Origin of the sequence: Mycobacterium noviomagense, from assembly GCF_010731635.1 — a bacterium.
Taxonomy (GTDB): Bacteria; Actinomycetota; Actinomycetes; order Mycobacteriales; family Mycobacteriaceae; genus Mycobacterium; species Mycobacterium noviomagense.
On record NZ_AP022583.1, the window covers coordinates 1,565,154 to 1,590,828 of the forward strand.

The window sequence follows — 25,675 nt, forward strand, 5'->3', positions numbered from 1 at the left end:
TATGCGACGCATCGTCTCTGGAACAGCCCAAATCCGCTGGTAGTAGCCTGTCGACCATGTATGCGATCGTCGCCGACTCCGCCGGTCAACTTGTGTGGCAGGAGGTCCCTGACCTGCAGCCGGGCCCCGATGAGGTCCTGGTCAAGGTCGCCGCCGCCGGCGTCAACCGCGCCGACGTGCTGCAGGCGGCCGGCCATTACCCGCCTCCACCCGGAGCCAGCGAGATCATCGGCATGGAAGTGGCCGGGGTTGTCGCCGCGGTGGGCGAGCATGCCGGCGACTGGGCCGCCGGGCAAGAAGTCTGCGCTTTGCTGGCCGGCGGCGGCTACGCCGAATACGTCGCTGTTCCCGCTGGTCAGGTGATGCCGATTCCTGACGGGGTAGAGCTGCGCGACGCCGCCGGGCTGCCCGAGGTGGCGTGCACGGTGTGGTCGAACCTCGTGCTGACCGCGGATTTGAGCGCCGGCCAGCTACTGCTGATCCACGGCGGCGCCAGCGGGGTGGGCACGCATGCGATCCAGGTGGCCCGGGCGCTGGGCGCCCGGGTGGCGATCACCGCAGGTTCCCCGGCCAAGCTGCAACTGTGTCGCGAGCTGGGCGCGGAGATCACCATCGCCTACCGCGACGAGGACTTCGTGACGCGGCTGCGGGAGGCCACCGACGGTGCCGGCGCCGACGTGATCCTCGACATCATGGGTGCCGCCTACCTGGACCGCAACCTCGACGCGCTGGCCAGCGACGGGCAGCTGATCGTCATCGGCTTGCAGGGCGGGGTGAAGGGTGAACTCAACCTGGGCAAGCTTGTCAGCAAACGCGCACGGGTCATCGGGACCGCATTGCGGGGCCGACCGGTGTCCGGGCCGAACGGCAAGAGCGTCATCGTCGAGGCGGTGGTCAAGTCGGTGTGGCCGATGATTGCTGACGGACGGGTCCGGCCGATCATCGGAGCGGTGATGCCGATCCAGCAGGCCGCCGACGCGCATCAGCTGCTGTCGTCGGGACGGGTGGCCGGCAAGATCGTGCTGACCGTTTAGCGCGACCAGACGCAAAAGCCCCTGACACGCCGCGCGTTCGGGGGCTTTTGCGTCTGCTCGCCCACTAACCCACCGACTAGCCCAGCGACGCCAGCGCGCGCACCAGCTGGTCGACTTCGGCGGTCGTGGAGTAATGCGCCAACCCGACGGTGACCGCGCCGCCGACGTCGTTGACTCCGATCACATCGAGCACCCGTGAGCTGGCATTGGAAATCGCCAGAATCCCGTTGTCCGCCAACCGCTGTACCACGCGCTCGGCCGGCACCTCGTGAACGGCGAAACTGACCACCGGGATGCGCATCTCCGGTCGGCCGATCACCATCACCAAGGGCAGCGATCGCAGCGAGACCATCAAGTAGTCGAAAATCCGGTTCATGTACGAGCCGGCCGACTCCATCGACACGGCGAGTCGCTCGCGTCGGGTTCCGCGGGCGGACTCGTCGAGTGAGGCAAGGTATTCGATGCTGGCGACCACACCGGCCAGCAGACCGAACTGATGCACGCCGACTTCCAGCCGGGCCGGGCCGGTGGCCTGCGGGTTGGTCGAAACCGAGCCGAACGAATTGATCAGTGCCGGATCACGAAACACCAAGGCGCCGATCGGCGGACCACCCCACGCGACCGCGTTGACCGCCACCACGTCGACGTCGGCTTCCTCGATATCAAGCAGCCGGTACGGTGCGGCCGCGGAGTGGTCCACGACCACCAGACCGCCGACGTCGTGGATCAGTTTGGTCAACGTCCGCAACTCGGTGACGGTGCCCAGGGTGCCTGACGCGGACGTCACCGCGACCAACCGAGTCGACTTGCCGATCAGGCTTTCCCACTGCCAGTTCGGCAACTCACCGGTTTCGATGTCGACCTCGGCCCACTTGATCTTCGCGCCGAACCGGTTTGCTGCACGCAGCCACGGAGCGATGTTTGCTTCGTCGTCGAGACGGGTGACGACGATCTCGTAGCCCAGACCGGCACGTGACGACGACGCATCGGCCAACGACGACAGCAACACCGCACGATCGGCCCCCAAGACCACTCCGCGAGGGTCGGCGCCCAGCAGATCGGCCACCGCCTGCCGCGCCGCCTCCAGCACAGCTGCACTGCGTCGCGCTGAGGGATGCGCACTGGCGGTGCTGGCCACCGACCGGCGGAAAGCGGTCGACACCGTGGTCGCGACGGACTCGGGAATCAGCATTCCGGCCGGGGCGTCGAAGTGCACCCAGCCGTCCCCGAGCGACGGGTGTAGTCCGCGCACCCGGGCGACGTCGAATGCCATGGCAGCCACCTTAGAATTCCGCTGGTCCGCAAACCGCGACGCTAGCGGGGCACCCAGATACGTCCCCGCCGTCCCGAGCCGGGTCGCCCGGCCAGCCATACTAGTCCAGTGGGGCTGACAATCGGAATCCTTATCGCTTTGTTGTTGCTGATAGCCCCCGGAGCAATCGTCGCGCGCAGCGCTCAGCTAACGTGGCCGATCGCGGTGGCGGTCGGGCCGGCGTTGACCTACGGGGTTGTCGCGCTGGCCATCATCCCGTTCGGCGCGGTCGGAATCCCTTGGAACGCTTGGACGGCGCTGGCCGCCCTGATCCTCGTCACGGTGGCGGTGGCCGTTTTGCGCGTGCTGCTGGACCGTTATCGCGACATCGACGGCGAATCCCGTGCGGTCACCGGCTGGCCGGCGGCCACAGTCGCCGCCGGTGTGCTGTTAGGGGCGTTGCTGATCGGTTTCGCGGCGGTTCGCGGAATACCGCACTGGCAATCGATCCCCAGCACCTGGGACGCGGTCTGGCACGCCAACACGGTGCGCTTCATCCTCGACACAGGGCAGGCGTCGTCGACCCACATGGGCGAACTGCGCAACGTCGAAACCCACGCCCTGCTGTACTACCCGTCGGCGTTTCACGCCCTGGTGGCGGTGTTGGCGCAGCTGACCGGCGCAGCAGCCACCACCGCCTACACGCTGGGTTCGCTGGCGGCCGCGATCTGGTTGTTTCCGGTCAGCGCGGCGCTGCTGACCTGGCGCGCGCTGCGCACGCATACGACGGAGTGGCGCGCCGCGGGAGCGGCAGCCACGGCTGCGGCGATCTCGGCCTCGTTCACCGCGGTGCCCTACGTCGAGTTCGACACCGCCGCGATGCCGAACCTGACCGCGTACGGGATCGTGGCACCCACCTTTGTGCTGATCACGTCGACGCTGCGGCACCGCGACCGCATCCCGGTGTCGGTGCTGGCGCTGGTCGGCATCTTCTCGGTGCACATCACCGGCGGGGTTGTGGTGCTGATGATGCTGGCGGCGTGGTGGCTACTGGAGGCACTGTGGCATCCGGTTCGCGGTCGGATCGTCGACGTGCTGACGCTGGCTGCGGTCGCGGTGCCGAGCGGACTGGTGCTGCTGCCGCAGTTCATCAGCGTCAAGCAGCAGGAAGACGTCATCGCCGGGCACTCTTTTTTGACCTATCTGAGCAAGAAGCGCGGGCTGTTCGACGCGGTGTTTCAGCACTCGCGCCACCTCAACGACTTTCCCGTCCAGTACGCACTGATCGCGGTGGCGGCCATCGGTGGGCTTGTGCTGCTGGTCAAGAAGATCTGGTGGCCGCTGGCGGTGTGGCTGGTGCTGATCGTGGTCAATGTGGATGCGGGTACACCGCTAGGTGGCCCGATCGGAAGACTCGCCGGAGCATTCGGCGAGTTTTTTTACAAAGACCCGCGCCGGATCGCGGCGGCGACGACGCTGCTGCTGGTGCTGATGTCCGGTGTCGCGCTGTTCACCTTGGTCATGGCGGTGGTGGCCGGCGCCAGGCGGCTCGCAGACCGGCGACTGAGGCGACAGGTGGGGCCAGCGGTGTGGGCGGCCACCGCGGTGGTGCTGCTGGTCGCGGTCAACCTGGTCAGCGCCTGGCATTACTTTCCGCGGCACCGGTTTTTGTTCGGCGACAAGTACGACTCGGTGATGATCGACCAACGCGATTTGGAGGCCATGGCGTATCTGGCCAGGCTGCCCGGCGCCCGCGAGACGCTGATCGGCAACGCCAACACCGACGGCACGGCCTGGATGTACGCGGTGGCGGGCCTGCACCCGTTGTGGACGCACTACGACTACCCGATGCAACAGGGCCCGGGCTACCACCGCTTTATTTTCTGGGCCTACGCCGACGATGCCGACCACGATCCACGAGTACCCGAAGCCGTCCGGGTACTCAATATCCGCTACGTCCTGACCAGCACACCGACCGTGAGAGGGTTCGTCATGCCCGACGGGCTAGTGTCACTAGATACGTCGAAGTCGTGGGTGAAGATCTACGACAACGGTGAGGCCCGCATCTATGAATGGCGCGGCCATGCTGCCGCGACAAGCTCCTGAAAACCGAGGGTGGTGACCGCATTGAGCAACGGCAATGGCGACAACAACATCGAGATCATCGGGGGCGGCGATCCTCGCATCACGGCCGCGACCGAGGACGACGAGACTGACGACCGGTCGCTGACCGACCTGGTCGAGCAGCCCGCCAAGGTGATGCGGATCGGCACCATGATCAAGCAGCTGCTCGAAGAAGTGCGGGCCGCGCCGCTCGACGATGCCAGCCGCAACCGGCTCCGCGACATTCACGCCACCAGCATCCGAGAGCTCGAAGACGGCCTCGCACCGGAACTGCGCGAGGAACTCGACCGGCTGACGCTGCCGTTCAACGAGGACGCCGCCCCGTCAGATGCGGAGCTGCGCATCGCCCAGGCCCAGCTCGTCGGCTGGCTGGAAGGGCTGTTCCACGGCATCCAGACCGCGCTGTTCGCCCAGCAGATGGCGGCCCGCGCCCAGCTCGAGCAGATGCGCCAGGGCGCGCTGCCGCCGGGAGTCAGCCGTCCGGGTGGGCACGGGCAGTCGGGCACGGGGCAATACCTGTAAGCAGTCAGCGGTGTCCGGACCTCACTCGCCTTACATCGAGACGCGCAACGCGTGGGTGGAGTTTCCCATCTTCGACGCCAAGTCACGCTCGCTGAAGAAGACCTTCCTGGGCGCAGCGGGCGGCACCATCGGCCGGAATGCCTCCAACGTGGTGGTCGTCGAGGCGTTGCGCGATATCACCATGTCGTTGAGCCTGGGCGACCGGGTCGGCCTGGTCGGTCACAACGGGGCGGGGAAATCGACTCTGCTGCGGCTGCTTTCGGGTATCTATGAGCCGACGCGGGGCTCGGCGACGGTGATCGGGCGAGTGGCGCCGGTTTTCGACCTGGGCATTGGGATGGATCCGGAGATCTCCGGCTACGAGAACATCATCATCCGCGGGCTGTTTTTGGGGCAGACCCGCAAGCAGATGATGGCCAAGGTCGACGAGATCGCCGAGTTCACCGAGCTCGGTGATTATCTGTCGATGCCGCTGCGCACGTATTCCACTGGGATGCGCGTGCGGCTGGCGATGGGTGTGGTCACCAGCATCGACCCGGAGATCCTGCTGCTCGACGAAGGCATCGGCGCGGTGGACGCCGACTTTTTGAAAAAGGCCCAGCCGAGGCTGCAGCGGTTGGTGGAGCGCTCCGGAATCCTGGTGTTCGCCAGCCATTCCAACGAGTTTCTGGCCCGGCTGTGCCGGACCGCGATGTGGATCGAGCACGGCACGATCAGGATGACGGGCGGCATCGAGGACGTCGTTCGCGCCTACGAGGGCGAAGACGCCGCCCGGCATGTGCGCGCAGTGTTAGACGAGCTCAACGCCGACGAGCAGCTTGCATGAAAAGTGGCCGAGCATGAGTGAATTGGTGTGCGCCGTCGTGGTCACCCACCGGCGACCGGACGAACTGGCCAAGTCGCTTGATGTGTTGACCACACAGACTCGCCTACCCGACCAGCTGATCGTCGTCGACAACGGCAATGACGAGCGCGTCCGGGAACTGGTGACAGGACAGCCCATCGCGGCAACCTATCTAGGGTCACGCCGGAACCTCGGCGGCGCAGGCGGATTCGCGCTCGGCATGCTGTACGCCATGGCGCAGGGCGCCGACTGGGTATGGCTGGCCGACGACGACGGGCACCCGCAGGACTCGCACGTACTGGCCACGCTGCTGGCCTGCGCGGCAAAACATCGACTGGCCGAGGTGTCGCCGATGGTCTGCAACATCGACGACCCGGACCTTCTGGCGTTTCCGTTGCGCCGAGGCCTGGTGTGGCGCAGGCGGGTCAGCGAGCTGCACACCGACGCTGAGCAGGATTTGTTGCCCGGTATCGCGTCGCTGTTCAACGGCGCGCTGTTTGCCGCATCGACGCTGGAGATGATCGGCGTGCCGGATTTGCGGTTGTTCGTCCGCGGCGACGAGGTGGAGATGCACCGCCGGCTGGTGCGCTCCGGGCTGCCGTTCGGGACCTGCCTGGAGGCGGTGTATTTGCATCCGTGCGGATCCGCCGAATTCAAACCGATCCTGGGCGGTCGCATGCACGCCCAATATCCGGATGACCCAGCCAAGCGCTACTTCACCTACCGCAATCGCGGTTTTTTGATGTCCCAGCCGGGATTGCGTCGGCTGCTGCCGCAGGAATGGGTGCGGTTCGGCTGGTTCTTCTTGGTGTCCCGCCGCGATCCGGGCGGCTTGCGGGAATGGCTTCGGTTGCGGCGACTGGGGCGTCGCGAGCAGTTCCGCCGACCGGGAGGGGTGTCGTGACATTCACTGACGCGGCGGCTGAGTCCAAGTCGCTGGCCCGGGCGTGGCGTGATCTGATCGACGGCTGGCGTCGCCACGAGCTGTGGCTGCACCTGGGCTGGCAGGACATCAAGCAGCGGTATCGGCGCTCGGTGCTGGGCCCGTTCTGGATCACCATCGCCACCGGCACCACCGCCGTCGCGATGGGTGCCTTGTACTCCAAGCTGTTTCGGCTTGAGTTGGCGGTGCATCTGCCCTACGTCACGCTCGGGCTGATCATCTGGAATCTGATCAACGCCGCCATCCTCGAAGGCGCCGAGGTGTTCGTGGCCAACGAGGGACTGATCAAACAACTTCCGACGCCGCTCTCCGTGCACGTCTACCGGTTGGTGTGGCGGCAGATGATCCTGTTTGCGCACAACATCGTCATCTACGCCGTCATCGCGGTCATCTATCCCAAGCCGTGGTCCTGGGCCGACCTGACCGTCATTCCGGCGCTGGCGCTGATCGTGCTCAATGCGGTGTGGGTGTCACTGTGTTTCGGCATCCTGGCGACGCGCTACCGCGACATCGGACCACTGCTGTTCTCGGTGGTGCAGTTGCTGTTCTTCATGACCCCGATCATCTGGAACGACGAGACCCTGCGCCAGCAGAATGCGCAACGGTGGTCGAAGATCGTCGAACTCAATCCCCTACTGCACTACCTGGACATCGTGCGAGCGCCGCTGCTGGGTGCCCACCAAGAGCTGCGGCACTGGGTGGTCGTGGTGGTGCTGACGGCCGTCGGATGGCTGCTCGCCGCGTTCGCGATGCGCCAGTACCGCGCCCGGGTGCCGTACTGGGTCTGAACTCGGGCTTCAGATGATTACTACCATAGTACTACTAAGGTAGTATTGAGGTATGAAGTTGAGCATCAGCCTCTCTGACGAAGACGTCCAAGCGCTGGACGCCTATGTCGAACGCAAGGGGTTACCATCGCGGTCCGCTGGTCTGCAGCGTGCTGTTCGCATGCTTCGCTACCTCACTCTGGAAGACGACTACGACGAAGCGTGGACAGAGTGGGCGACGGCCGGCGAGGACGAAGTCTGGCAGAACGCTACTGACGACGGGTTCGGGAATGCGCCGGGGTGAAATCTGGCAGGTCGACTTCAATCCCATTCGCGGCAGCGAAGCCAACAGGCAGCGCCCGGCCGTGATCGTCAGCAATGACCGAGCCAACGCGACAGCCGCCCGACTTGGGCGTGGCGTAGTCACCGTTGTACCGGTCACGAGCAACGTCTCAGCAATCTATCCATTTCAGGTATTGCTGCCAGCCGCCACCACCGGTCTTGCGGTCGATTCCAAAGCACAAGCTGAACAGATCAGATCCGTTGCAACGCAACGCTTTATCCGGCGACTGGGCCGAGTCGGGCTCCTTGAACTCGCGCGACTCGACGATGCATTGCGACTCCACCTCGAACTGTGATCAGCAGCATCCGATGGGATTGAGCATCTCCGATCACGAACGCGCCGCTCTAGTGGAGGTTGCGCAGTTTCCGTTGCTCGCAGCCATCACCGGGCGGCGATCGCGCCGGTTCCCGGTCGGCGGCCAGATAACAAGCGGGCCATTGGCATTCACCAGCCGACGGCCCAGCCAGCCGTTGTCCGACGTCGAGCGGGCGCTACTGCTCGCGGTCACCGGCGGCGTCACCGGATGGCACTACGGCATTCCCTACAACCCCGACTATGCGCCCGCGCTGCCGAACTACTCGGGTAGCGCGACCGGCCGAACATTTCCGTCCGCCGCCGGATTCCACACCAGCCAACTGTTTTTCACCGACGACACCGGAACGTATCTCCTGCCCACCCGCGACCAGTCGCCGCGTGCGTTCACCAGCATCGAGGACTGGATCAGCCACACCGCCGACTCGTATATCCGCATCTCGGAGCGCCGCCTGCAACTACCCCGCGAAGAGCCCTACATGGAAGGCCACAACATCTGGGTGGCCAACCTACCCGGCAGCATGCTGGCCTTCCCGGTGGCCGATCTCGCCGAACACCTGATGGCGAATCTGTGGTTCTTCGCAGCCAACGGCTACACCGTGTACGACGACGTCAACAACCGCAGAATCCCTGGCATTCAAGCGTTTTCGTCGCTGGCGCATGCCGACGAGCCGGTTCCGTTGTCCTTCGCCGAGCAGTACACGCTGACCGAGGCCAGCGCCGAATTAGCCACTGCCGCAAACAACGGCGTGCTGGCATTGCAGGCCATGGGGCTAGGCGGCTGGATGTACGACGGCCTGGACCGCTTGTCGGTGCTGGGTGGCTCCGGTGATCCCAAGGCACCCGGGCTGGGCTTCGTCGCCGACCACGACGAACGCTGGCCGTTCCCGAACGTCACCGGGCTGCCCGGCTATTTCGAGACGCTCAGCCCACCGCACGTGCCGTCGGTGCATGCCGGCGTCGAGAAATTCGTCGCGCGCCGCTACGGGCCGGGCGGCCCGTTTCACCCTGAAACCGGCGGAGCGTGGGCCGACACCCGCAAGGTCCGTTCGTCAGCGCTGCCGCCCGATGGCATCGCCGAACTCGTCACCGTCGAGGCGTCGTACATCTACGACACGTTCGGCAAGCTGCCCGCCACCGTGCCCACCGTGCACGTGCTGATGTACCTGCAAGCACAGCACATCGACACCGACTTCTACGACGAGCTGTTCTCGCCCGGTGCCTACCTTCCGACGCACGCCGATCACCAGGCCCGCTGGCACGACGAGTAGCGGGGCCAAAACGCGGGTACTCCCTGCGGGACAAAGGAGGTCCGCTATGACCGCGAACGACAAAGCCAGAAACAAGCTGCAGAGGTTCCGGGGCAAAGCAAAGGAAACAATTGGCCGCATCACCGGGGACCGCAACCTGGAAAACCAAGGCACAGGCGATCAATTCTCGTCGAATCTGAAGGATGCCGGGGAAAAGGTCAAGGACGCCTTCCGCGGTCGGCGCCGCCGCGAGCTGTGACGCTCGCGAGAGCTCTCGGCACCGTTGGCGTGCCTGCACGAAACGCCACGAAACCGATTCACAGCGCCATAATGGGCGGACGGCACTCCAGACAATCTGGGCGCTCCGCGGCGACACCCGCGGTCGCCCCGCGAGATAGGCCAGCAAAGTGAGCGAGCACAAGGAATCGACAGGGCTTGCGGATGAAGTGCGTGATCGCATCGCCGCGGAGTTGGACCGGCTGCGGCAACGCCGCGATCGATTGGAGCTCGAGGTCGAAAACGACCGGGGCATGGTCGGCGACCACGGTGACGCCGCAGACGCCATCCAGCGGGCCGACGAGCTGGCCGCCCTTGACGAACGGATCAACGAACTCGACCGGGTGCTGCGCGCCGGACCGGTGTCCAACGGAGACGGCACCCTGCCCGAAGGCACCGAAGTCACCGTGCGCTTCCCCGACGGCTCGGTGGTCACGATGCTGGTGATCTCCATCGTCGAACAAACCCCGGTGGGCCGCGAAGCCGAAACGCTGACCGCCGGCAGCCCGCTGGGCTTGGCCCTGGCCGGGCATAAACCCGGCGACACCATCACCTACTCGACGCCGCAAGGCGAAAACCAGGTTGAGCTGCTCGACGTCAAGTTGCCTAACTAGATCCCCAGCCGCTCGGCATGCAGCAGGTCAGGCGCTGCGCCCCGTAGACTGCCCGCGATGACCGAGATCGCCCCGGCGGCCGCGCAGCTGAGCCTGACCACTCAGGTCTGGCGGTTCGTCGTCACCGGCGGTCTGTCGGCGATTGTCGACTTCGGTCTCTATCTGGTGTTGTACAAAGCGGTCGGCCTGCAGGTCGATTTGTCCAAAGCCACCAGCTTCGTTGCGGGCACCATCACCGCCTACCTGATCAACCGCCGGTGGACGTTTCAGGCCCCGCCGAGCACCGCCCGGTTCCTGGTTGTGATGGCGCTCTACGCGATTACCTTCGCGGTGCAGGTCGGGCTGAACCACCTGTGCCTGGCGCTTCTCGACTACCGCAATTGGGCGGTCCCGGTGGCGTTCGTGATCGCGCAGGGCACCGCCTCGGTGATCAACTTCGTCGTGCAGCGATCGGTGATCTTCCGGCTGCGCTGACCCGACGGCATAGGGCGGTACCCTCTTTGACGATGTTGACGACCACCAAACGGCTGACCGGCTGGGGCCGCACCGCGCCATCCGTGGCGCAGGTGCTCTCCACGCCGGACCCCGAGGAAATCGCCAAAGCGGTGGCCAACGCGGGCGAGCGGGGCGTGATCGCTCGGGGTCTGGGCCGGTCCTACGGCGACAACGCCCAGAATGGCGGCGGCTTGGTCATCGACATGACGGCGCTGAACCGCATCCACTCGATCAGCGCCGACACCCGGTTGGTCGACGTCGACGCCGGCGTGAGCCTCGACCAGCTGATGAAGGCGGCGCTGCCGTTCGGGCTATGGGTTCCGGTGCTGCCCGGCACCCGGCAGGTCACCGTCGGCGGCGCGATCGCCTGCGATATCCACGGCAAAAACCACCACAGCGCCGGCAGCTTCGGCAACCACGTGCGCTCCATCGACCTGCTGACCGCCGACGGGCAGATCCGGACACTTACGCCGGAGGGTCTCGACGCCGAACTGTTCTGGTGCACGGTCGGCGGCAACGGCCTGACCGGCATCATCTTGCGAGCCACCATCGCGATGACCCCAACCGAGACGGCGTATTTCATCGCCGACGGCGACGTCACGCACAGTCTGGACGAGACCATCGCCTTTCACAGCGACGGCAGCGAGGCCAACTACACCTATTCGTCAGCCTGGTTCGATGCGATCAGCCCACCGCCCAAGCTGGGCCGCGCCGCGATATCGCGGGGATCGCTGGCCCGGCTCGAGCAGCTCCCCGAGAAGCTTCAGCGCAATCCGCTGAAATTCGATGCGCCGCAATTGCTTACCCTGCCGGATGTTTTCCCGAACGGGTTGGCCAACAAGTACACCTTCGGCCCGATCGGCGAGCTGTGGTACCGAAAATCCGGCACCTATCGCGGCAAGGTCCAAAACCTGACGCAGTTCTACCATCCGTTGGACATGTTCGGCGAATGGAACCGCGCTTACGGCTCCGCTGGTTTCGGCCAGTACCAATTCGTAGTGCCCACGGAGGCGGTCGATGAGTTCAAAGGGATCATCCACGACATCCAGAAATCCGGGCACTACTCGTTTCTCAATGTGTTCAAGCTGTTCGGCCCGGGAAACCAAGCGCCGCTGAGCTTTCCCATCCCGGGCTGGAACGTCTGCGTCGACTTCCCGATCAAACCGGGACTGGGCAAGTTCCTCGACGAACTCGACCGCCGCGTGCTGGAATTCGGCGGCCGGCTTTACACCGCCAAGGACTCGCGTACGACTGCTGACGTGTTTCACGCGATGTATCCGCGCATCGACGAATGGATCGCGGTGCGCCGCAAGGTCGATCCGTTGGGGGTCTTCGCCTCGGATCTGGCCCGACGTCTGGAGCTGCTCTAAATGGTGCTTGATGCCGTAGGCCACCCGCAGACCATCATGCTGCTCGGCGGCACGTCCGAGATCGGGCTGGCGATCTGCGAGCGCTACCTGCACGACGCCCCGGCACGCATCGTACTTGCCTGTCTGCCGGATGATCCGGGCCGCGACGACGCCGTCGCCCAAATGAAAGCCGCCGGAGCAAAGTCAGTGGAGCTGATCGACTTCGACGCACTCGACACCGACAGCCACCCGAAGGTGATCGAGCAGGCCTCTAAAAATGAGGGCGGCGGCTCTAGAGATATCGACGTCGCTATCGTCGCGTTCGGCTTGCTCGGCGACGCCGAGGAACTCTGGCAAAACCAGCGCAAAGCCGTCCAAATCGCCGAAATCAACTACACGGCGGCGGTTTCGGTGGGTGTGCTGCTCGGCGAAAAGATGCGAGCGCAAGGATTCGGCCAGATCATCGCGATGAGCACTGTGGCCGGCGAGCGGGTACGGCGGTCAAACTTCGTCTACGGCTCCACGAAAGCCGGTTTGGACGGCTTCTACCTTGGTCTCGGTGAAGCGTTGCGCGAGTATGGGGTTCGTGTGCTGGTGATCCGGCCCGGCCAAGTCCGCACCCGGATGAGCGCCCACCTCAAAGAAGCACCGCTGACCGTCGACAAGGAACAAGTCGCTAACCTCGCGGTCAGCGCGGCCGCGAAAGGTAAGGAATTGGTTTGGGCGCCACCGACATTTCGCTACGTGATGATGGTATTGCGTCATATCCCGCGGCCGATCTTCCGCAAGCTCCCCATCTGAGTATGCGGAACGCACTGGCCAGCATCGGCCAGATGGCGATCGCTGCCGCGATCGCGGTTGTCGTCGCGGTGGTCTCGCTGAAAGCCATTGCCGGGGTGAACTGGCCGGCGTACCCGTCGTCGAACCAACTGCACGCGCTAACCACGGTCGGCCAGGTGGGCTGCATCGTCGGGTTGGTGGTCACCGGATGGCTGTGGCGACGCGGTCAGGCGGCGAGTCGGTTGGTGGCCCGGCTGGCCGCGGTGGTGTTTGTTTCGGCGTTCTGTGTCGTGACCCTGGGCATGCCGCTGGGCGCGACCAAGCTCTATCTGTTCGGGATCTCGGTGGACCAGCAGTTCCGCACCGAATATCTGACCCGGCTCACCGACAGCGCTGCCCTGCGCGACATGACTTACAAGGGGCTGCCGCCGTTCTATCCGCCCGGCTGGTTCTCGATCGGCGGGCGCATCGCGGCGCTGACCGGAACACCCGGCTGGGAGATGTACAAGCCGTGGGCGATCACCTCGATCACCATCGCGGTCGCGGTGGCGCTGGTGCTGTGGTGGCGAATGATTCGCTTCGAGTTCGCGCTGATCGTCACGACAGCGACCGCTGCGGTGATGCTGGCCTACAGCTCGCCGGAGCCGTACTCGGCGATGATCACCGTGCTGCTGCCGCCGGTGCTGGTGCTGACCTGGTCGGGGCTGCGCGCTCGCGACCGCTCCGGTGGTTGGGCCGCGGTGGTCGGGGCCGGAATCTTCCTGGGCTTCGCGGCCACCTTCTACACGCTGCTGTTGGCGTACAGCGCGTTCACCGTGGTGCTGATGGCGGTGCTGTTGGCGGCGTCGCGCTGGCGGCGGGGCATCAAAGCCGCGATCGACCCGCTGGTCCGGCTGGCGGTCATCGGCGTCATCGCCGCCGCGATTGCCGCGACCACGTGGACACCGTTTCTGCTGCGGGCATCCCGGGACGCGGTCAGCAACACCGGCAGCGCCTGGCACTACCTGCCCGCCGACGGCGCCGAGCTGACCTTCCCGATGCTGCAGTTCACTCTGCTCGGCGCGCTGTGCATGCTCGGCACCCTGTGGCTGCTGGTCAGGCTGCGGACATCGGTGCGCGCGGCCGGGCTGGCGGTCGGTGTGCTCGCGGTCTACCTGTGGTCGCTGCTGTCGATGCTGACCACGCTGGCACGCACGACGCTGCTGTCGTTCCGGCTGCAGCCGACGCTGACCGTGCTGCTGGCCGCGGCCGGCACATTCGGTTTCATCGAGGTCACGCAGGCGGTGGTCAGAAGTCAGCGGGACCGCGCCTGGGGCCGCAGCGTCATCCCGGTGGCCGCCGCGATCGGGTTGGTCGGCGCGATCGGGTTCAGCCAGAACATCCCCGAGGTGCTGCGATCGGACCTCGCGGTCGCCTACACCGACACCGACGGGTACGGCCACCGCGGCGACCGACGCCCGCCCGGCGCCGAGAAGTACTACCCGGCCATCGACACGGTGATCACCCAGATGACGGGCCAGCCGCGCGACCAAACCGTCGTGCTGACCGCCGACTACAGCTTCCTGTCCTACTACCCCTACTGGGGCTTCCAAGGCCTGACCTCGCACTACGCCAACCCGCTGGCGCAATTCGACAAGCGCGCCGCCGCCATCAAGAGCTGGTCGAAGCTCAAGAGCGCCGACCAGTTCGTCCACGCGCTCGACACGCTGCCCTGGGCGCCGCCCACGGTGTTCTTGATGCGTCGCGGCACCAACGACACCTACACCCTGCGGCTGGCCGAGGACGTCTACCCCAACCAACCCAACGTGCGGCGCTACACCGTCGACTTCAAAGCCGCCCTGTTCGCCGAGCCCCGGTTCACCGTCACCAGCATCGGCCCGTTCGTGCTGGCCATCCGCCAGGAGCCGAGCCACTGATGGCAACGGAATCGACACAGGTCGGGCCATTACCATCTAGCTCCGTGACCGTCACGGGCGCGAAGGACCGCACCACCCGGGAAGACGCCACCACCGGGGTGGACCGGACCGCCCGTAACTTCCGGGCCGCCCCGCTCGTCGCCGTCGTCGCCGGCCTGCTCGGAGCGGGCTTGGCGATCATCACCCCGTTCTTGCCCGTCAAACAGACCACGGCCCAGCTGAACTGGCCGCAAAACGGCGTGTTCCACAGCGTCGAGGCGCCGCTGATCGGATACGTCGCCACCGATCTGAACATCACCATCCCGTGCCAGGCCGCCGCCGGACTGGCCGGGCCGGCCAACACCGGCAAAACGGTGCTGCTGTCCACGGTGCCCAAGCAAGCGCCCAAGGCCGTCGACCGCGGCCTGCTCATTGAACGCGCCAACGACGACCTGGTCCTTGTCGTGCGCAACACCCCGGTGGTGGTGGCGCCGCTGCGCGAGGTCCTCGGCCCGGCCTGCCAGCGGCTGACGTTCACCGCCCACGCCGACAAGGTCACCGGCGAATTCGTCGGGCTGCGCCAAGGCCCGCACGCCGACCACCCGGGCGCACCGCTGCGCGGCGAACGGGGCGGCTACGACTTCCGGCCGCAGATCGTCGGCGTGTTCACCGACCTGTCCGGGCCCGCGCCGCCAGGGCTGCAGCTGTCTGCGACCATCGACACCCGCTACAGCAGCGCGCCCACGCAGCTAAAGATGGCCGCGATGGTGCTCGGCGTCGTGCTGACCATCACCGCGCTGATCGCGCTGCACATCCTCGACCGCGCCGACGGGATCCGCCACCGCCGCTTCCTGCCCGCTCGCTGGTGGTCGATCAGCGGCCTCGACGTGCTGGTCACTGCGGTGCTGGTGTGGTGGCAGTTCGTCGGCGCCAACACCGCCGACGACGGCTACATCCTGACCATGGCCCGGGTGTCCGAACACGCCGGCTACATGGCGAACTACTACCGCTGGTTCGGCACCCCGGAGGCCCCGTTCGGCTGGTACTACGACCTGCTGGCGTTGTGGGCGCACGTGACCACGGCCAGCATCTGGATGCGGCTGCCGACCCTGCTGATGGCGCTGACGTGCTGGTGGATGATCAGCCGGGAAGTGATCCCGCGGCTGGGCCACGCGGTCAAGCAGAGCCGCGCCGCGGCGTGGACGGCGGCGGGCATGTTCCTGGCGTTTTGGCTGCCGCTGAACAACGGGCTGCGGCCCGAGCCGATCATTGCGCTGGGCATCCTGCTGACCTGGTGTTCGGTCGAGCGGGCGGTGGCCACCAGCCGGCTGCTGCCGGTGGCGATCGCCTGCATCATCGGCGCGCTGACCCTGTTCTCCGGTCCCACCGGGATTGCCTCGATCGGGGCGCTGTTGGTGGCGATCGGGCCGCTGCGCACCATCGTGCATCGCCGCTCCAAACGCTTCGGGGCACTGCCGCTGCTGGCGCCGATCCTGGCCGCGGTCACCGTCACCACGATCCTGATCTTCCGGGACCAGACCTTCGCCGGCGAGCTGCAGGCCAACATGCTCAAGCGTGCGGTTGGGCCCAGCTTGAGCTGGTTCGACGAACACATCCGCTACGAGCGGCTGTTCATGGCCAGCCCGGACGGCTCGGTGGCCCGGCGCTTCGCCGTGCTGGCGTTGCTGGTCGCGCTTGCAGTGTCAGTGGCAATGGCGTTGCGCAAGGGCAGAATTCCGGGCACCGCCGCCGGGCCGAGCCGGCGCATCGTCGGCATCACGATCATCTCGTTCCTCGCGATGATGTTCACGCCGACCAAGTGGACGCACCACTTCGGGGTGTTCGCCGGGCTGGCCAGTTCACTGGGGGCGCTGGCCGCTGTCGCGGTGACGGCCACCGCGATGCGCTCGCGACGCAACCGCACCATGTTCGCCGCCCTGGTGCTGTTCGTGATGGCGCTGTCGTTCGCCAGCGTGAACGGCTGGTGGTATGTCTCGAATTTCGGTGTGCCGTGGTCGAATGCGTTCCCGGAGTGGAAGTTCGGCTTCACCACCGCGCTATTGGGCCTCACTGTGCTGGTGCTGCTGGTGGCGGCGTGGTTCCACTTCGTCAACAACGGCTCTGGCCGTGAGCCCCGCTCGCGACTCGCCCGAATCACCCAGTCCCCGTTGGCGATTGCCGCCTGGCTGCTGGTCTTCTTCGAGGTGATGTCGCTGACCCTGGGCATGACCGACCAGTACCCGGCCTGGTCGGTGGGCCGCTCCAACCTGCAGGCTCTGACGGGCAGAACGTGCGGACTGGCCAACGACGTGCTCGTCGAGCAAGATCCGAATGCCGGCGCGCTGACCCCGATCGGGATGCCGGTGAAAGACGCGCTGGGCGGCGGCTACGCGGAAGGCTTCGACCCCAACGGCATTCCCGCCGACGTCTCCGCCGACCCGGTGATGGAACGACCCGGCGACCGCAGTTTCTTGAACGACGACGGGTTGATCACCAGCAGCGAGGCCGGCACCGAAGGCGGTACCACGGCGGCGCCGGGCATCAACGGATCCCGCGCCCGGTTGCCCTACAACCTGGACGCCTCCCGCACACCGGTGTTGGGCAGCTGGCGCTCCGGTGTGCAAGTCCCCGCCGTGCTGCGCTCGGCGTGGTATCGGCTGCCGCCCCGCGATCAGGCCGGGCCGCTGCTGGTCGTCTCGGCGGCCGGCCGATTCGATCCCGGCGAGGTGAAGCTGGAGTGGGCCGACGACAAGGGCGCAGCCGCCGGAAAGCCGGGCGGCACCGTGAATTTCGTTGACGTGGGGGCAGCGCCGGCGTGGCGTAACCTGCGGGCGCCGATGTCGGCGCTGCCGAACAGCACCACCCAGATTCGAGTGGTCGCCACCGACGACGACCTGGCGCCGCAGCACTGGATCGCGCTGACCCCGCCGCGCATGCCGCGGCTGCGTTCCCTGCAAGACGTGGTGGGGTCGCGAGACCCGGTGCTGCTGGACTGGCTGGTGGGCCTGGCGTTCCCGTGCCAGCGGCCGTTCGACCACCGCAACGGCGTCATCGAAGCGCCGAAGTGGCGGATCCTTCCGGATCGCTTTGGCGCCGAAGCCAATTCACCGGTGATGGACAACAACGGCGGCGGCCCGCTAGGGATCACCGAGCTGTTGGTGCGCGCGACCACGCTGCCCAGCTACCTCAAAGACGACTGGTTCCGCGACTGGGGTGCGTTACAAGAGTTGACGCCCTACTACCCCGATGCGACGCCGGCCCGTCTGGACCTCGGATCGGCGACGCGCAGCGGCTTGTGGAGCCCCGGCCCGCTGCGGCATTAATTGCTGAGGTCGGAGTCGAGTCTGCGTCCACTGCCTCGGTACTGCGTCCACAGTCAATCCAAGCCGAGGAACCTAGCCATGGCCGCAGAGTCGACGCTGTGACTGCACACTCGGCACTGCGAGTCGCACGACGAAACTCGCGAAAGCTTCACGCTCGGTGCGTCATCAACCGGATTCGGAATGCCGCCGGAAAAACCAGGCGATCAGCCGGCCGACGACGATCAGCAGCAGCAGGTAGAGCAGCAGCAAGAAGGCTGCGTTGTACGAGAGGTCTTGAGCTGCCTTCGACGGCAGGTTGTAGAACGTCCAAATCGGATAGGTCAAGTATCCGACTGGTGAATTGGTCAGTTCTCCGGTCGGCGGAGAATCCGACCAGCCGGCCGTGTACAACATCGGCGCCGTCTCGCCGACAGCCAGGGCGAGCGCCACCAGCATGCCAGTGACAATTCCCGGCGCGGCAGACTTCAGCACGATCTTGCGCAGCGTCCAGCCAACGGGAAGCCCGAGCGCCTCTGCGCCTTCCCGGTACGACGTCGGCACCTGACGAAGCGCGGACTCGGTGGCCTTTGCGATGTACGGAATGGTCAGCACCGACAGCGTCACCACCCCGGCCGCCAGGGAAAATCCCCAGTCGAAGTACACCACCAGCGCCAGATAGCCGACGTAGCCGAGCACGATCGACGGGATACCGGACAGCACCTCATACGCGCCCCGCAGAATTGAGCGCGTCCGCCCAACTGCGAACTCAGACAAGTAGATTCCGGTTAACACGCTCACAGTGCCGCCCACCAGCATGACGCCGGCACCAAGGACCACGGTGCCGATGATCGCGTTGCGTAAACCGCCGCCGATGGACTGGCTATCCTGCACCAACACGCTCCAGTGGAACACCGGCACGGCACGGCTCACCACTCCGATCAGCATCCACAATGTCGGAGCAACCACCACCGCCAGACAGCACAAACAGGCGCCCCAGAACAGCGCATTGACGAGCTTGCGGCGCTTGGCCACCGAGCGCCGCCGCGCAGTCGAGGACGCTGTCGGCGCGCTCACCTCATACCCCCCGTCCCACCGGCAGCGTGGTACCCGACGCCCGGCGCACCAGCACACGAGCCGCCACATTCGTCAGCAACGTGATCACCATCAGCACCAGGCTCACCTCGGCAAGGGTCTCCACCGCAAAGTTGGTGGAGTCGGTCATCGCTGAATCAAGCTGCGACACAACGGTCGCGGCGATGGTGGTCATGGCCGAGTAGATGTTTGCCGGCATCGCTCCCAGCTCCGCGCCGGACACCATGGCGACGGCAATCGTCTCGCCCAGCGCACGTCCGAGTCCGAGGACCACGGCGCCGACGATGCCGCTTGACACCCACGGCAGGGTGACACGGCGTGCACATTCCCAGTCGGACATGCCCAGCGCTTTCGCGCCCTCGCGGGGCAGCACAGGAACCTGTCGGATCAGGTCGCGGGTGGTGCTGGAGATGATGGGGATGATCATCACCGCCAACACCAGCCCGGACACCAGCAGACCTTGGCCGTTGCCCGTGTCGCCGCGAAAGTAGTTGAGCACCGGCACATCTGGAGCGTTGCGGGCAATCACCGGGGCGATGTGGTGGGCGACGAAAGGCCCGAAAGTGATTGCGCCCCATAGGCCGACGATGACGCTGGGGATCCCGGCCAGCAGTTCGAGGATCATTCCGACGGGCGAGGCGAGACGCCGGGGCAACCGTTCTGCGATCGCTAACGCCGCTCCGATGGAGACGGGCACGGCGATGATCAACGCGATCACCGACGTCGCCAGGGTGCCGACGATCAGCGGCAGCGCGCCGTAGTCGGCGCCGACCGGATGCGCCACACCGTGGGTGACGACGGTGTCGCCGTAGAGGTTGCCCGGGTTCCATGCGGTGCCGGTGAAAAAATGCAGCCCGTTGACCTTGATCGCCGGCAGCGCCTCGACGATCAGTGTCGCCAACACGAACACCAGGGCCAGCAGCGGGATGACCGCACCCAGCCAACCCAGCGAGCGGACCGCGAAGCCGTCGCGGATCGGATGACGCGGCATGCGTGACAAGGCGCTCACACCGCTGGGCAGACGCGGTGAATCAACCGCGGCACGCATCAGCCGCTGATCTTGGCGATCTGAGCTTCCGACAACTTCGCCACCGGGTCTGGCAGCGGCTGAAAGTGAACCTTGTCCAGGAACGAGGGGTTGGCACCGTCGGTGATCGCCCAGTGCAGGAACGCCTGCAGCGTCTGGGCAGTGGCGGCATCTTTCTGGTTGCTGTAGACGATGGCGTATTCGTAGTAGACGATCGGGTACCCATCGGGGGCGGGCCCATTGATCAGCGAGATCGCTTGGTTCGCCGGGGTCTGCGAGGCAAAGCCCGCGGCCTCGGCCGGGACGCTTTTGGCGTCGGGCAGCAGGTACTTACCGGAGGCATTCGCCACCTCGGCCATGCCCAGTCCCTTCTGGTTGGCCTTGTCGAGGTAGCTGCTGCCCATGTAGGCGACGCAGCCGGGGGTAGCGGCACAGGCGGTCACCATCCCCCCGGCGCCGTTCTCACCGAGCGAGCCCGGCACGGCGGGGAAGTCGACGGTGGTGCCGAAGCCGGGCGACTTGCCCCAGCCACCGGGATCTTGCTTGGACAGGTACTGGGTGAACACGAAGGTGTCACCGGCCCCGTCGGAGCGGTGCAGCGGAACCACCGGGGTAGCCGGCAGGTTGACCCCGGGGTTGAGCGCGGCGATCTGCGGGTCGTTCCACGTCTTGATGGTGCCCCGGTACATGTCCGCGAGCACTTTGCCGTTCAGCTTGAGGTGCTCGGTGACACCGGGCAGGTTGTAGTGGACTTGCTCGGCCGCAATGGCCAACGCGATGTTCATCAACCCCTTGTGCGCGGCCATGTCCCCCTCCGACAGGTAGGCCCCGGAGGCGCCGATGTTGACCACTCTGGCAGCGGCCTGGGAAATGCCGGCGCCCGACCCGGTGGCCGCCGTGGTGATCGTGACGTTCTGGTATTTCGCGTGATACGCGTCGCGCCACGCATTCATCAGCGGATACAGCTCCGTAGCACCGGTTTCCGTCAAGGTCACGTTGGACGCCGCCGGTGTGGTGGCCACTGCGCCGGAAGTGGCCGGTGGATTGGACTGCGTTGACTTCGAACTGCAAGCCCCTGCAGCCACTACCAGCGCCGCCACGGTGACCATCACGCCCAGACGAGTTTTCACATCTCCACCCTTTCTACTTTTCTTTTCCGCTGTTGGCCTCTGCGCTCCCGACGACGACACCAAGGAGTTTGCGGTCGCCGAAGAGCCCGGAAATGTAGCGTGCGGTTTGTTCGTTCTTCGGCGAGAGGAACAGTTGTTCGGTAGGTCCTTCTTCGACGAGTCTGCCGTCGTAGAACAAGGCCGTCCGGTCTCCGACCCGTGCGGCCTGCGCCAGATCATGCGTCACCATGATCACGGTGAGCCGGTTGGACAGCGATCGGAAGAGTTGTTCGATCTTTTCGGTCGTGGTCGGGTCGAGCGAGGACGTGGGCTCGTCGAGCAACAGCACGTCCGGGTCGACGGCAAGGGTACGGGCCAGACACAGCAACTGCTGCTGACCACCGGACAGCCGGAACGGCGAATCATCCAGCCGATCCTTGACGGCATTCCAGAGGCCGACCTCACGAAGTCGCGACTCCGCGACATTTTTGAATTCCTTGCGGGGCACCAGCCTATGAGCGCGCACGCCGGCCAGGACGTTGTCGACGATCGACATCGGGAACGGGTTAGGGCGCTGGAACAGCATGCCGATGCTGCGGCGAAACTCCATCAGGTCCCGTTCCTTGAAAATGCTGCGGCCGCCCATCAACACATCGCCGCTATAGCGATATCCGTAGACCTTGTCGTTCATCCGATTCAGGGTGCGCAGGAACGTCGTCTTACCCGAACCTGTGGGGCCAAGCAACGACGTGACTGCACAGGCGGGGAATTTCATATCCACGCCCTCGAGCACAGTTTTGCTACCGAAACCGAGGGTGAGATTCACAACCTCAATGGCCGGCACAGCGACGAGGGCCGGACCGGTCTCCGAGTCGAGCTGTTCACGGTCCATCAATCCCGATGCTACTTCGCGGTGCCGTGCTCCCCCGCTAGCGGCGCAATCCCCCGTCGCCGTCCCCGGGTCTTTGTATATTCGCGGTGGGTTAACCCGCGTGTTACCGCCGGCGCAGCAGCGGCTCGGCTCGACCCGGTGGCAAAGTGGTGTACAAGGCCCTGGTTGTTCTTGGAATGGGGGTCCAGTGAAGTCCAACCGACCCGGCACTGCACTGAGCGTGCTGGCGGTCAGCGCGCTGGTGTTGTCGGCATGCGGTGGCAACAGCAATTCCGCGGCACCGAAAGTGGACTGCGGCGGCAAGACCGAGCTCAAGGCCAGCGGCGCGACCGCCCAACAGAACGCGATCGAACAATTCGTCTACGCGTATACCGCTGCGTGTCCCGGTTACACGCTCGACTACAACGCAAACGGCTCTGGGGCCGGGGTGAAGGACTTTATCAGCAACCAAACGGATTTGGCGGGCTCGGGCGTGCCGTTGGACCCCTCGAAAGGCGAGCCCGGCAGGGCGGCCGATCGGTGCGGGTCACCGGCGTGGGACCTGCCGGCGGTTTTTCAGCCGATCGCGGTCACCTACAACATCAACGGCGTGACGTCGCTCAAGCTGAACGCACCTACCACCGCGAAGATCTTCAACGGCACCATCACCAAATGGGACGATCCCGCAATCACCGCCCTCAACCCGGGCACCAACCTGCCGTCGACGCCCATTCACGTCATTTTCCGCAGCGACAAATCCGCGAACTCGGCGAACTTCCAGCAATACCTCGATGCCGCGTCTGACGGGGCATGGGGTAAAGGCGACGGGGAAATGTTCAACGGCGGCGTCGGTGACGGCTTCGATGGGGACAACGGCAGCTCGGCGGCCGTGCAGCAAACCGACGGGTCAATCAGCTACAACCAGTGGTCGTTCGCCATCGGCAAACAGCTGACCATGGCGCAGATCATCACGCCAGCAGGTCCAGATCCGGTGCCGATCACTGTGGACTCGGTCAAGAAGACGATCGCCGACGCCCCCGTCAAGGGGCAGGGAAATGACTTGGTCCTTGACACGTCGTCGTTCTACAAACCGACCACGGCCGGCGCCTACCCGATCGTGGAGCCGACTTATGAGATCGTGTGCTCGAAGTACCCGGATTCTGCGACCGGCCATGCGGTGCGGGCATTCATGCAGGCCGTGATCGGTCCAGGCCAAGACGGTCTGGACCAGTACGGGTCGATTCCGCTGCCCAGCTCGTTTCAATCCAGGCTGGCGAGCGCGGTGAATGCGATCTCGTGAGGCGCGGTGAATGCGATCTCGTGAAGGGAGTGTCGACGAGTGAGCGGCGGTGAGCCGGGTTCGCGGGTAGGGACGAGGTTTGGCCCCTACCAGCTGCTGCGGCTGCTGGGCAGCGGCGGGATGGGCGAGGTCTACGCGGCCGAGGACACCCGCAAGCGCCGGGTGGTGGCGTTGAAGCTGATTTCGCAGCAATTCACCGGCGATCCGGTGTTTCGCGCGCGGCTGCAGCGCGAGGCGGACATCGCAGGACGGCTGACCGAACCACACGTGGTGCCGATCCACGATTACGGGGAGATCGACGGGCGCTTCTATGTCGAGATGCGCCTGATCGAGGGGACCGATCTGGCGACGTTGTTGAAACGCGACGGTCCGATGAGCCCTCCGCGGGCGGTCGCCATCGTCCGCCAAGTCGCGGCGGCGCTGGACGCGGCGCACGCCGTCGGGGTGATGCACCGCGACGTCAAACCGGGAAACATCCTGATCACCGGCGACGACTTTGCCTACCTGGTGGATTTCGGTATTGCCCGCGCCGCCACAGACCCCGGACTCACCCAGATGGGCACCGCGGTGGGCACCTACTACTACATGGCCCCGGAGCGGTTCACCGACGACGAGGTCACCTATCGCGCCGACATCTACTCGCTGGCCTGCGTGCTGAGCGAGTGTCTGACCGGGTCGCCGCCGTATCGGGCAGAGACCATTGAGCGGTTGGTCGCGGCTCATCTCACCCGGCCGGCCCCCCGGCCCAGCCAAATGCGGCCCGGCATGATTCCGCCGGCGTTGGATGAGGTCATCGCGAAAGGCATGGCCAAAAACCCCAACGACCGGTACAACAGCGCCGGTGAACTGGCCGCGGCTGCCCACAACGCGCTGACCACGTCCGAACAGCAGCAGGCCACCACAATCCTGCGAGAAGGAGAGATAGCGACACTGCGGGCCGGCACTGAGGCGGGTGCGGCCGATTCCGCGGCATTCACCCAAGCTCGGGGATGGTCCCGAGCGCCCGGCCCGGTCAGCGGCACCGGCAGCTGGCGCAGCCAACCTGCGGCGCACTCATCCGGACCGGTCAGCCGGCCGTATACACGCGAACCGGACTTCGTGCGCCCGGGACCCGATCCCCGCGACAAGCGCAGGATGTGGATCGTCCTGGGCATCGTGGCCGTCCTCATCGTCGCGGCCGCCGGTTATTTGGTCACGCGGCCGCTGCGTCACTCCTCCACGTCGGCGTCGGGGCAAAGCGTGCTGCCGTTCAAGGGCCTGGACTTCCGGCTCTCTCCCAGCGGGGTGGCGGTGGACTCCGACGGCAACGTGTACGTCAGCAGCCAGAGCATGTACGGGCGGGTGGTGAAGTTGGCCGCCGGGTCGTCAAACCCGACGGTGCTGCCGTTCAGCGGCCTGTATCAGCCACAGGATGTGGCCGTGGACAGCACCGGCACGGTGTATGTCACCGATTTCAACAATCGCGTGGTGAAGTTGGACGCCGGGTCGAGCAACCAGATCGTGCTGCCGTTCAACGGACTCAACTACCCCGAAGGTGTGGCCGTGGACGGCGTCGGCAACGTGTATGTCGCCGACCGCGGTAACGACCGGGTGGTCAAGCTGGCGGCCGGGTCGAACTCCCAAACCGATTTGCCGTTCCCCGGACTCAACCACCCCGACGGAGTGGCGGTGGACACCTCCGGCAGCGTGTATGTCACTGACTCCGACAACAACCGCGTCCTGAAGCTGCCGCCGGGTGCGGACAGCCCGATGGTGCTGCCGTTCACCGGGCTGCGGGTGCCCTGGGGCATCGCTGTGGACGTCAGCGGCGACGTCTACGTCACCGAGCACAGCACCAACAAAGTGGTCAAGTTGCCAGCCGGAACCAACAGCCCGACGGTGTTGCCGTTCAGCGGTCTGAACACCCCGCTGGCGGTGGCGGTGGACAAGGACGGCAACGTGTACGTCGCCGACCGTGGCAACAACCGCGCGGTGAAGCTGCGGGCGAGCTGATCTGGAGCTGCAGCAGCGCCGATACAGTCGGCGCGAGACCGACAACCCACACAGGAGGGGTCAATGACGACGCTGCGGTTGCGACGCCGAGCCGGGAGGGCACGCCCCCGTAGAGACAACCCGTTGCCGTTCGCGCCGCCGTGGCAGCCCAGGCCCGCTACCTACGGGGTCGGCGTAGAACA

The 25,675-nt window shown here is 65.8% G+C and carries 23 protein-coding genes; 18 read left to right on the forward strand and 5 right to left on the reverse strand.

From position 1 onward, the window contains the following. Positions 1 to 56 precede the first annotated feature (56 nt). On the forward strand, positions 57 to 1,034 hold the full coding sequence (locus G6N15_RS07515; protein ID WP_163747978.1) for an NAD(P)H-quinone oxidoreductase: 978 nt from the start codon (positions 57 to 59) through the stop codon (positions 1,032 to 1,034). Positions 1,035 to 1,110: 76 nt separating this feature from the next. On the opposite strand, the gene G6N15_RS07520 is transcribed toward G6N15_RS07515, so the two are convergent. Continuing rightward, on the reverse strand, positions 1,111 to 2,307 hold the full coding sequence (locus G6N15_RS07520; protein WP_083088480.1) for a cysteine desulfurase-like protein: 1,197 nt from the start codon (positions 2,305 to 2,307) through the stop codon (positions 1,111 to 1,113). Between the two features lie 108 nt (positions 2,308 to 2,415). Between G6N15_RS07520 and G6N15_RS07525 the strand changes: the two genes are divergently transcribed. The 15 genes from G6N15_RS07525 to G6N15_RS07595 all read left to right on the forward strand — a co-directional run bounded on the left by G6N15_RS07525 (position 2,416) and on the right by G6N15_RS07595 (position 18,123). Then, complete coding sequence (locus G6N15_RS07525; protein WP_083088479.1) at positions 2,416 to 4,392, forward strand: DUF6541 family protein; 1,977 nt, start codon at positions 2,416 to 2,418, stop codon at positions 4,390 to 4,392. 9 nt (positions 4,393 to 4,401) lie between these two features. Continuing rightward, positions 4,402 to 4,932: a bacterial proteasome activator family protein gene (locus G6N15_RS07530; protein ID WP_179961793.1), complete on the forward strand. Its 531-nt coding sequence runs from the start codon at positions 4,402 to 4,404 to the stop codon at positions 4,930 to 4,932. A gap of 10 nt (positions 4,933 to 4,942) precedes the next feature. After that, the gene (gene wzt, locus G6N15_RS07535) at positions 4,943 to 5,758 is read left to right on the forward strand and encodes a galactan export ABC transporter ATP-binding subunit Wzt/RfbE (protein ID WP_083088478.1); all 816 of its coding nucleotides are present in this window, start codon (positions 4,943 to 4,945) and stop codon (positions 5,756 to 5,758) included. 13 nt (positions 5,759 to 5,771) lie between these two features. Beyond that, positions 5,772 to 6,680 carry a galactofuranosyltransferase GlfT1 gene (glfT1, locus tag G6N15_RS07540; RefSeq protein WP_083088477.1) on the forward strand — a complete coding sequence of 303 codons (909 nt, stop codon included), beginning with the start codon at positions 5,772 to 5,774 and terminating at the stop codon, positions 6,678 to 6,680. Further along, positions 6,677 to 7,507, forward strand: a complete 831-nt coding sequence (gene wzm / locus G6N15_RS07545; RefSeq protein ID WP_083088476.1) for a galactan export ABC transporter permease subunit Wzm/RfbD — start codon at positions 6,677 to 6,679, stop codon at positions 7,505 to 7,507. The genes glfT1 and wzm overlap by 4 nt, the downstream gene beginning before the upstream one ends. Before the next feature lie 52 nt (positions 7,508 to 7,559). Further along, complete coding sequence (locus G6N15_RS07550) at positions 7,560 to 7,790, forward strand: ribbon-helix-helix domain-containing protein (protein WP_083088475.1); 231 nt, start codon at positions 7,560 to 7,562, stop codon at positions 7,788 to 7,790. After that, positions 7,777 to 8,124 (forward strand): type II toxin-antitoxin system PemK/MazF family toxin, encoded by a 348-nt coding sequence (locus G6N15_RS07555; protein ID WP_083088474.1) that lies wholly within the window; start codon positions 7,777 to 7,779, stop codon positions 8,122 to 8,124. The genes G6N15_RS07550 and G6N15_RS07555 overlap by 14 nt, the downstream gene beginning before the upstream one ends. Before the next feature lie 13 nt (positions 8,125 to 8,137). After that, a complete protein-coding gene (locus G6N15_RS07560; protein ID WP_083088473.1) occupies positions 8,138 to 9,412 on the forward strand; it encodes a hypothetical protein in 1,275 nt (424 codons plus the stop codon). Between the two features lie 46 nt (positions 9,413 to 9,458). Then, positions 9,459 to 9,650, forward strand: coding sequence for a CsbD family protein (locus tag G6N15_RS07565; protein WP_083088472.1), 192 nt, complete (start codon positions 9,459 to 9,461; stop codon positions 9,648 to 9,650). A gap of 148 nt (positions 9,651 to 9,798) precedes the next feature. After that, on the forward strand, positions 9,799 to 10,281 hold the full coding sequence (locus tag G6N15_RS07570) for a GreA/GreB family elongation factor (RefSeq protein ID WP_083088471.1): 483 nt from the start codon (positions 9,799 to 9,801) through the stop codon (positions 10,279 to 10,281). Positions 10,282 to 10,338: 57 nt separating this feature from the next. Continuing rightward, entirely contained in the window at positions 10,339 to 10,755 is a 417-nt protein-coding gene (locus tag G6N15_RS07575) for a GtrA family protein (protein WP_083088470.1), read from the forward strand. 32 nt (positions 10,756 to 10,787) lie between these two features. After that, on the forward strand, positions 10,788 to 12,146 hold the full coding sequence (locus G6N15_RS07580; RefSeq protein ID WP_083088469.1) for an FAD-binding oxidoreductase: 1,359 nt from the start codon (positions 10,788 to 10,790) through the stop codon (positions 12,144 to 12,146). After that, on the forward strand, positions 12,147 to 12,926 hold the full coding sequence (locus tag G6N15_RS07585) for a decaprenylphospho-beta-D-erythro-pentofuranosid-2-ulose 2-reductase (RefSeq protein WP_083088468.1): 780 nt from the start codon (positions 12,147 to 12,149) through the stop codon (positions 12,924 to 12,926). Positions 12,927 to 12,928: 2 nt separating this feature from the next. Continuing rightward, positions 12,929 to 14,821: a galactan 5-O-arabinofuranosyltransferase gene (locus G6N15_RS07590; RefSeq protein ID WP_083088467.1), complete on the forward strand. Its 1,893-nt coding sequence runs from the start codon at positions 12,929 to 12,931 to the stop codon at positions 14,819 to 14,821. Further along, on the forward strand, positions 14,821 to 18,123 hold the full coding sequence (locus G6N15_RS07595; protein WP_083088466.1) for an arabinosyltransferase domain-containing protein: 3,303 nt from the start codon (positions 14,821 to 14,823) through the stop codon (positions 18,121 to 18,123). Before G6N15_RS07590 ends, G6N15_RS07595 begins: the two co-directional genes overlap by 1 nt. 165 nt (positions 18,124 to 18,288) lie before the next feature. On the opposite strand, the gene pstA is transcribed toward G6N15_RS07595, so the two are convergent. Genes pstA through G6N15_RS07615 form a run of 4 tightly spaced genes read right to left on the reverse strand, consistent with a single transcriptional unit; the run spans position 18,289 to position 22,222 of the window. Continuing rightward, the gene (gene pstA / locus G6N15_RS07600) at positions 18,289 to 19,176 is read right to left on the reverse strand and encodes a phosphate ABC transporter permease PstA (protein ID WP_232070368.1); all 888 of its coding nucleotides are present in this window, start codon (positions 19,174 to 19,176) and stop codon (positions 18,289 to 18,291) included. A 1-nt stretch (position 19,177) separates the two neighbouring features. Next, positions 19,178 to 20,185, reverse strand: a complete 1,008-nt coding sequence (gene pstC, locus G6N15_RS07605; protein WP_083088504.1) for a phosphate ABC transporter permease subunit PstC — start codon at positions 20,183 to 20,185, stop codon at positions 19,178 to 19,180. A gap of 56 nt (positions 20,186 to 20,241) precedes the next feature. Next, the gene (gene pstS, locus G6N15_RS07610) at positions 20,242 to 21,330 is read right to left on the reverse strand and encodes a phosphate ABC transporter substrate-binding protein PstS (protein ID WP_083088464.1); all 1,089 of its coding nucleotides are present in this window, start codon (positions 21,328 to 21,330) and stop codon (positions 20,242 to 20,244) included. A gap of 34 nt (positions 21,331 to 21,364) precedes the next feature. Continuing rightward, complete coding sequence (locus G6N15_RS07615; protein ID WP_083088463.1) at positions 21,365 to 22,222, reverse strand: ATP-binding cassette domain-containing protein; 858 nt, start codon at positions 22,220 to 22,222, stop codon at positions 21,365 to 21,367. A gap of 187 nt (positions 22,223 to 22,409) precedes the next feature. Between G6N15_RS07615 and pstS (G6N15_RS07620) the strand changes: the two genes are divergently transcribed. Beyond that, the gene (pstS, locus tag G6N15_RS07620) at positions 22,410 to 23,501 is read left to right on the forward strand and encodes a phosphate ABC transporter substrate-binding protein PstS (protein ID WP_139797884.1); all 1,092 of its coding nucleotides are present in this window, start codon (positions 22,410 to 22,412) and stop codon (positions 23,499 to 23,501) included. 39 nt (positions 23,502 to 23,540) lie between these two features. Further along, on the forward strand, positions 23,541 to 25,493 hold the full coding sequence (locus G6N15_RS07625; RefSeq protein ID WP_083088461.1) for a serine/threonine-protein kinase PknD: 1,953 nt from the start codon (positions 23,541 to 23,543) through the stop codon (positions 25,491 to 25,493). The last annotated feature ends 182 nt before the right edge of the window (positions 25,494 to 25,675 follow it).

What these genes read in the sequence shown, in the direction of transcription:
- G6N15_RS07515 (WP_163747978.1), top strand. Translation starts at nt 57, where the DNA reads ATGTATGCGATCGTCGCCGACTCCGCCGGTCAACTTGTGTGGCAGGAG.
- G6N15_RS07520 (WP_083088480.1), bottom strand. Translation starts at nt 2,307, where the DNA reads ATGGCATTCGACGTCGCCCGGGTGCGCGGACTACACCCGTCGCTCGGG.
- glfT1 (WP_083088477.1), top strand. Translation starts at nt 5,772, where the DNA reads ATGAGTGAATTGGTGTGCGCCGTCGTGGTCACCCACCGGCGACCGGAC.
- G6N15_RS07550 (WP_083088475.1), top strand. Translation starts at nt 7,560, where the DNA reads ATGAAGTTGAGCATCAGCCTCTCTGACGAAGACGTCCAAGCGCTGGAC.
- G6N15_RS07555 (WP_083088474.1), top strand. Translation starts at nt 7,777, where the DNA reads ATGCGCCGGGGTGAAATCTGGCAGGTCGACTTCAATCCCATTCGCGGC.
- G6N15_RS07560 (WP_083088473.1), top strand. Translation starts at nt 8,138, where the DNA reads ATGGGATTGAGCATCTCCGATCACGAACGCGCCGCTCTAGTGGAGGTT.
- G6N15_RS07565 (WP_083088472.1), top strand. Translation starts at nt 9,459, where the DNA reads ATGACCGCGAACGACAAAGCCAGAAACAAGCTGCAGAGGTTCCGGGGC.
- G6N15_RS07575 (WP_083088470.1), top strand. Translation starts at nt 10,339, where the DNA reads ATGACCGAGATCGCCCCGGCGGCCGCGCAGCTGAGCCTGACCACTCAG.
- G6N15_RS07580 (WP_083088469.1), top strand. Translation starts at nt 10,788, where the DNA reads ATGTTGACGACCACCAAACGGCTGACCGGCTGGGGCCGCACCGCGCCA.
- G6N15_RS07585 (WP_083088468.1), top strand. Translation starts at nt 12,147, where the DNA reads ATGGTGCTTGATGCCGTAGGCCACCCGCAGACCATCATGCTGCTCGGC.
- G6N15_RS07590 (WP_083088467.1), top strand. Translation starts at nt 12,929, where the DNA reads ATGCGGAACGCACTGGCCAGCATCGGCCAGATGGCGATCGCTGCCGCG.
- G6N15_RS07595 (WP_083088466.1), top strand. Translation starts at nt 14,821, where the DNA reads ATGGCAACGGAATCGACACAGGTCGGGCCATTACCATCTAGCTCCGTG.
- pstC (WP_083088504.1), bottom strand. Translation starts at nt 20,185, where the DNA reads ATGCCGCGTCATCCGATCCGCGACGGCTTCGCGGTCCGCTCGCTGGGT.
- pstS (WP_083088464.1), bottom strand. Translation starts at nt 21,330, where the DNA reads ATGGTCACCGTGGCGGCGCTGGTAGTGGCTGCAGGGGCTTGCAGTTCG.
- G6N15_RS07615 (WP_083088463.1), bottom strand. Translation starts at nt 22,222, where the DNA reads ATGGACCGTGAACAGCTCGACTCGGAGACCGGTCCGGCCCTCGTCGCT.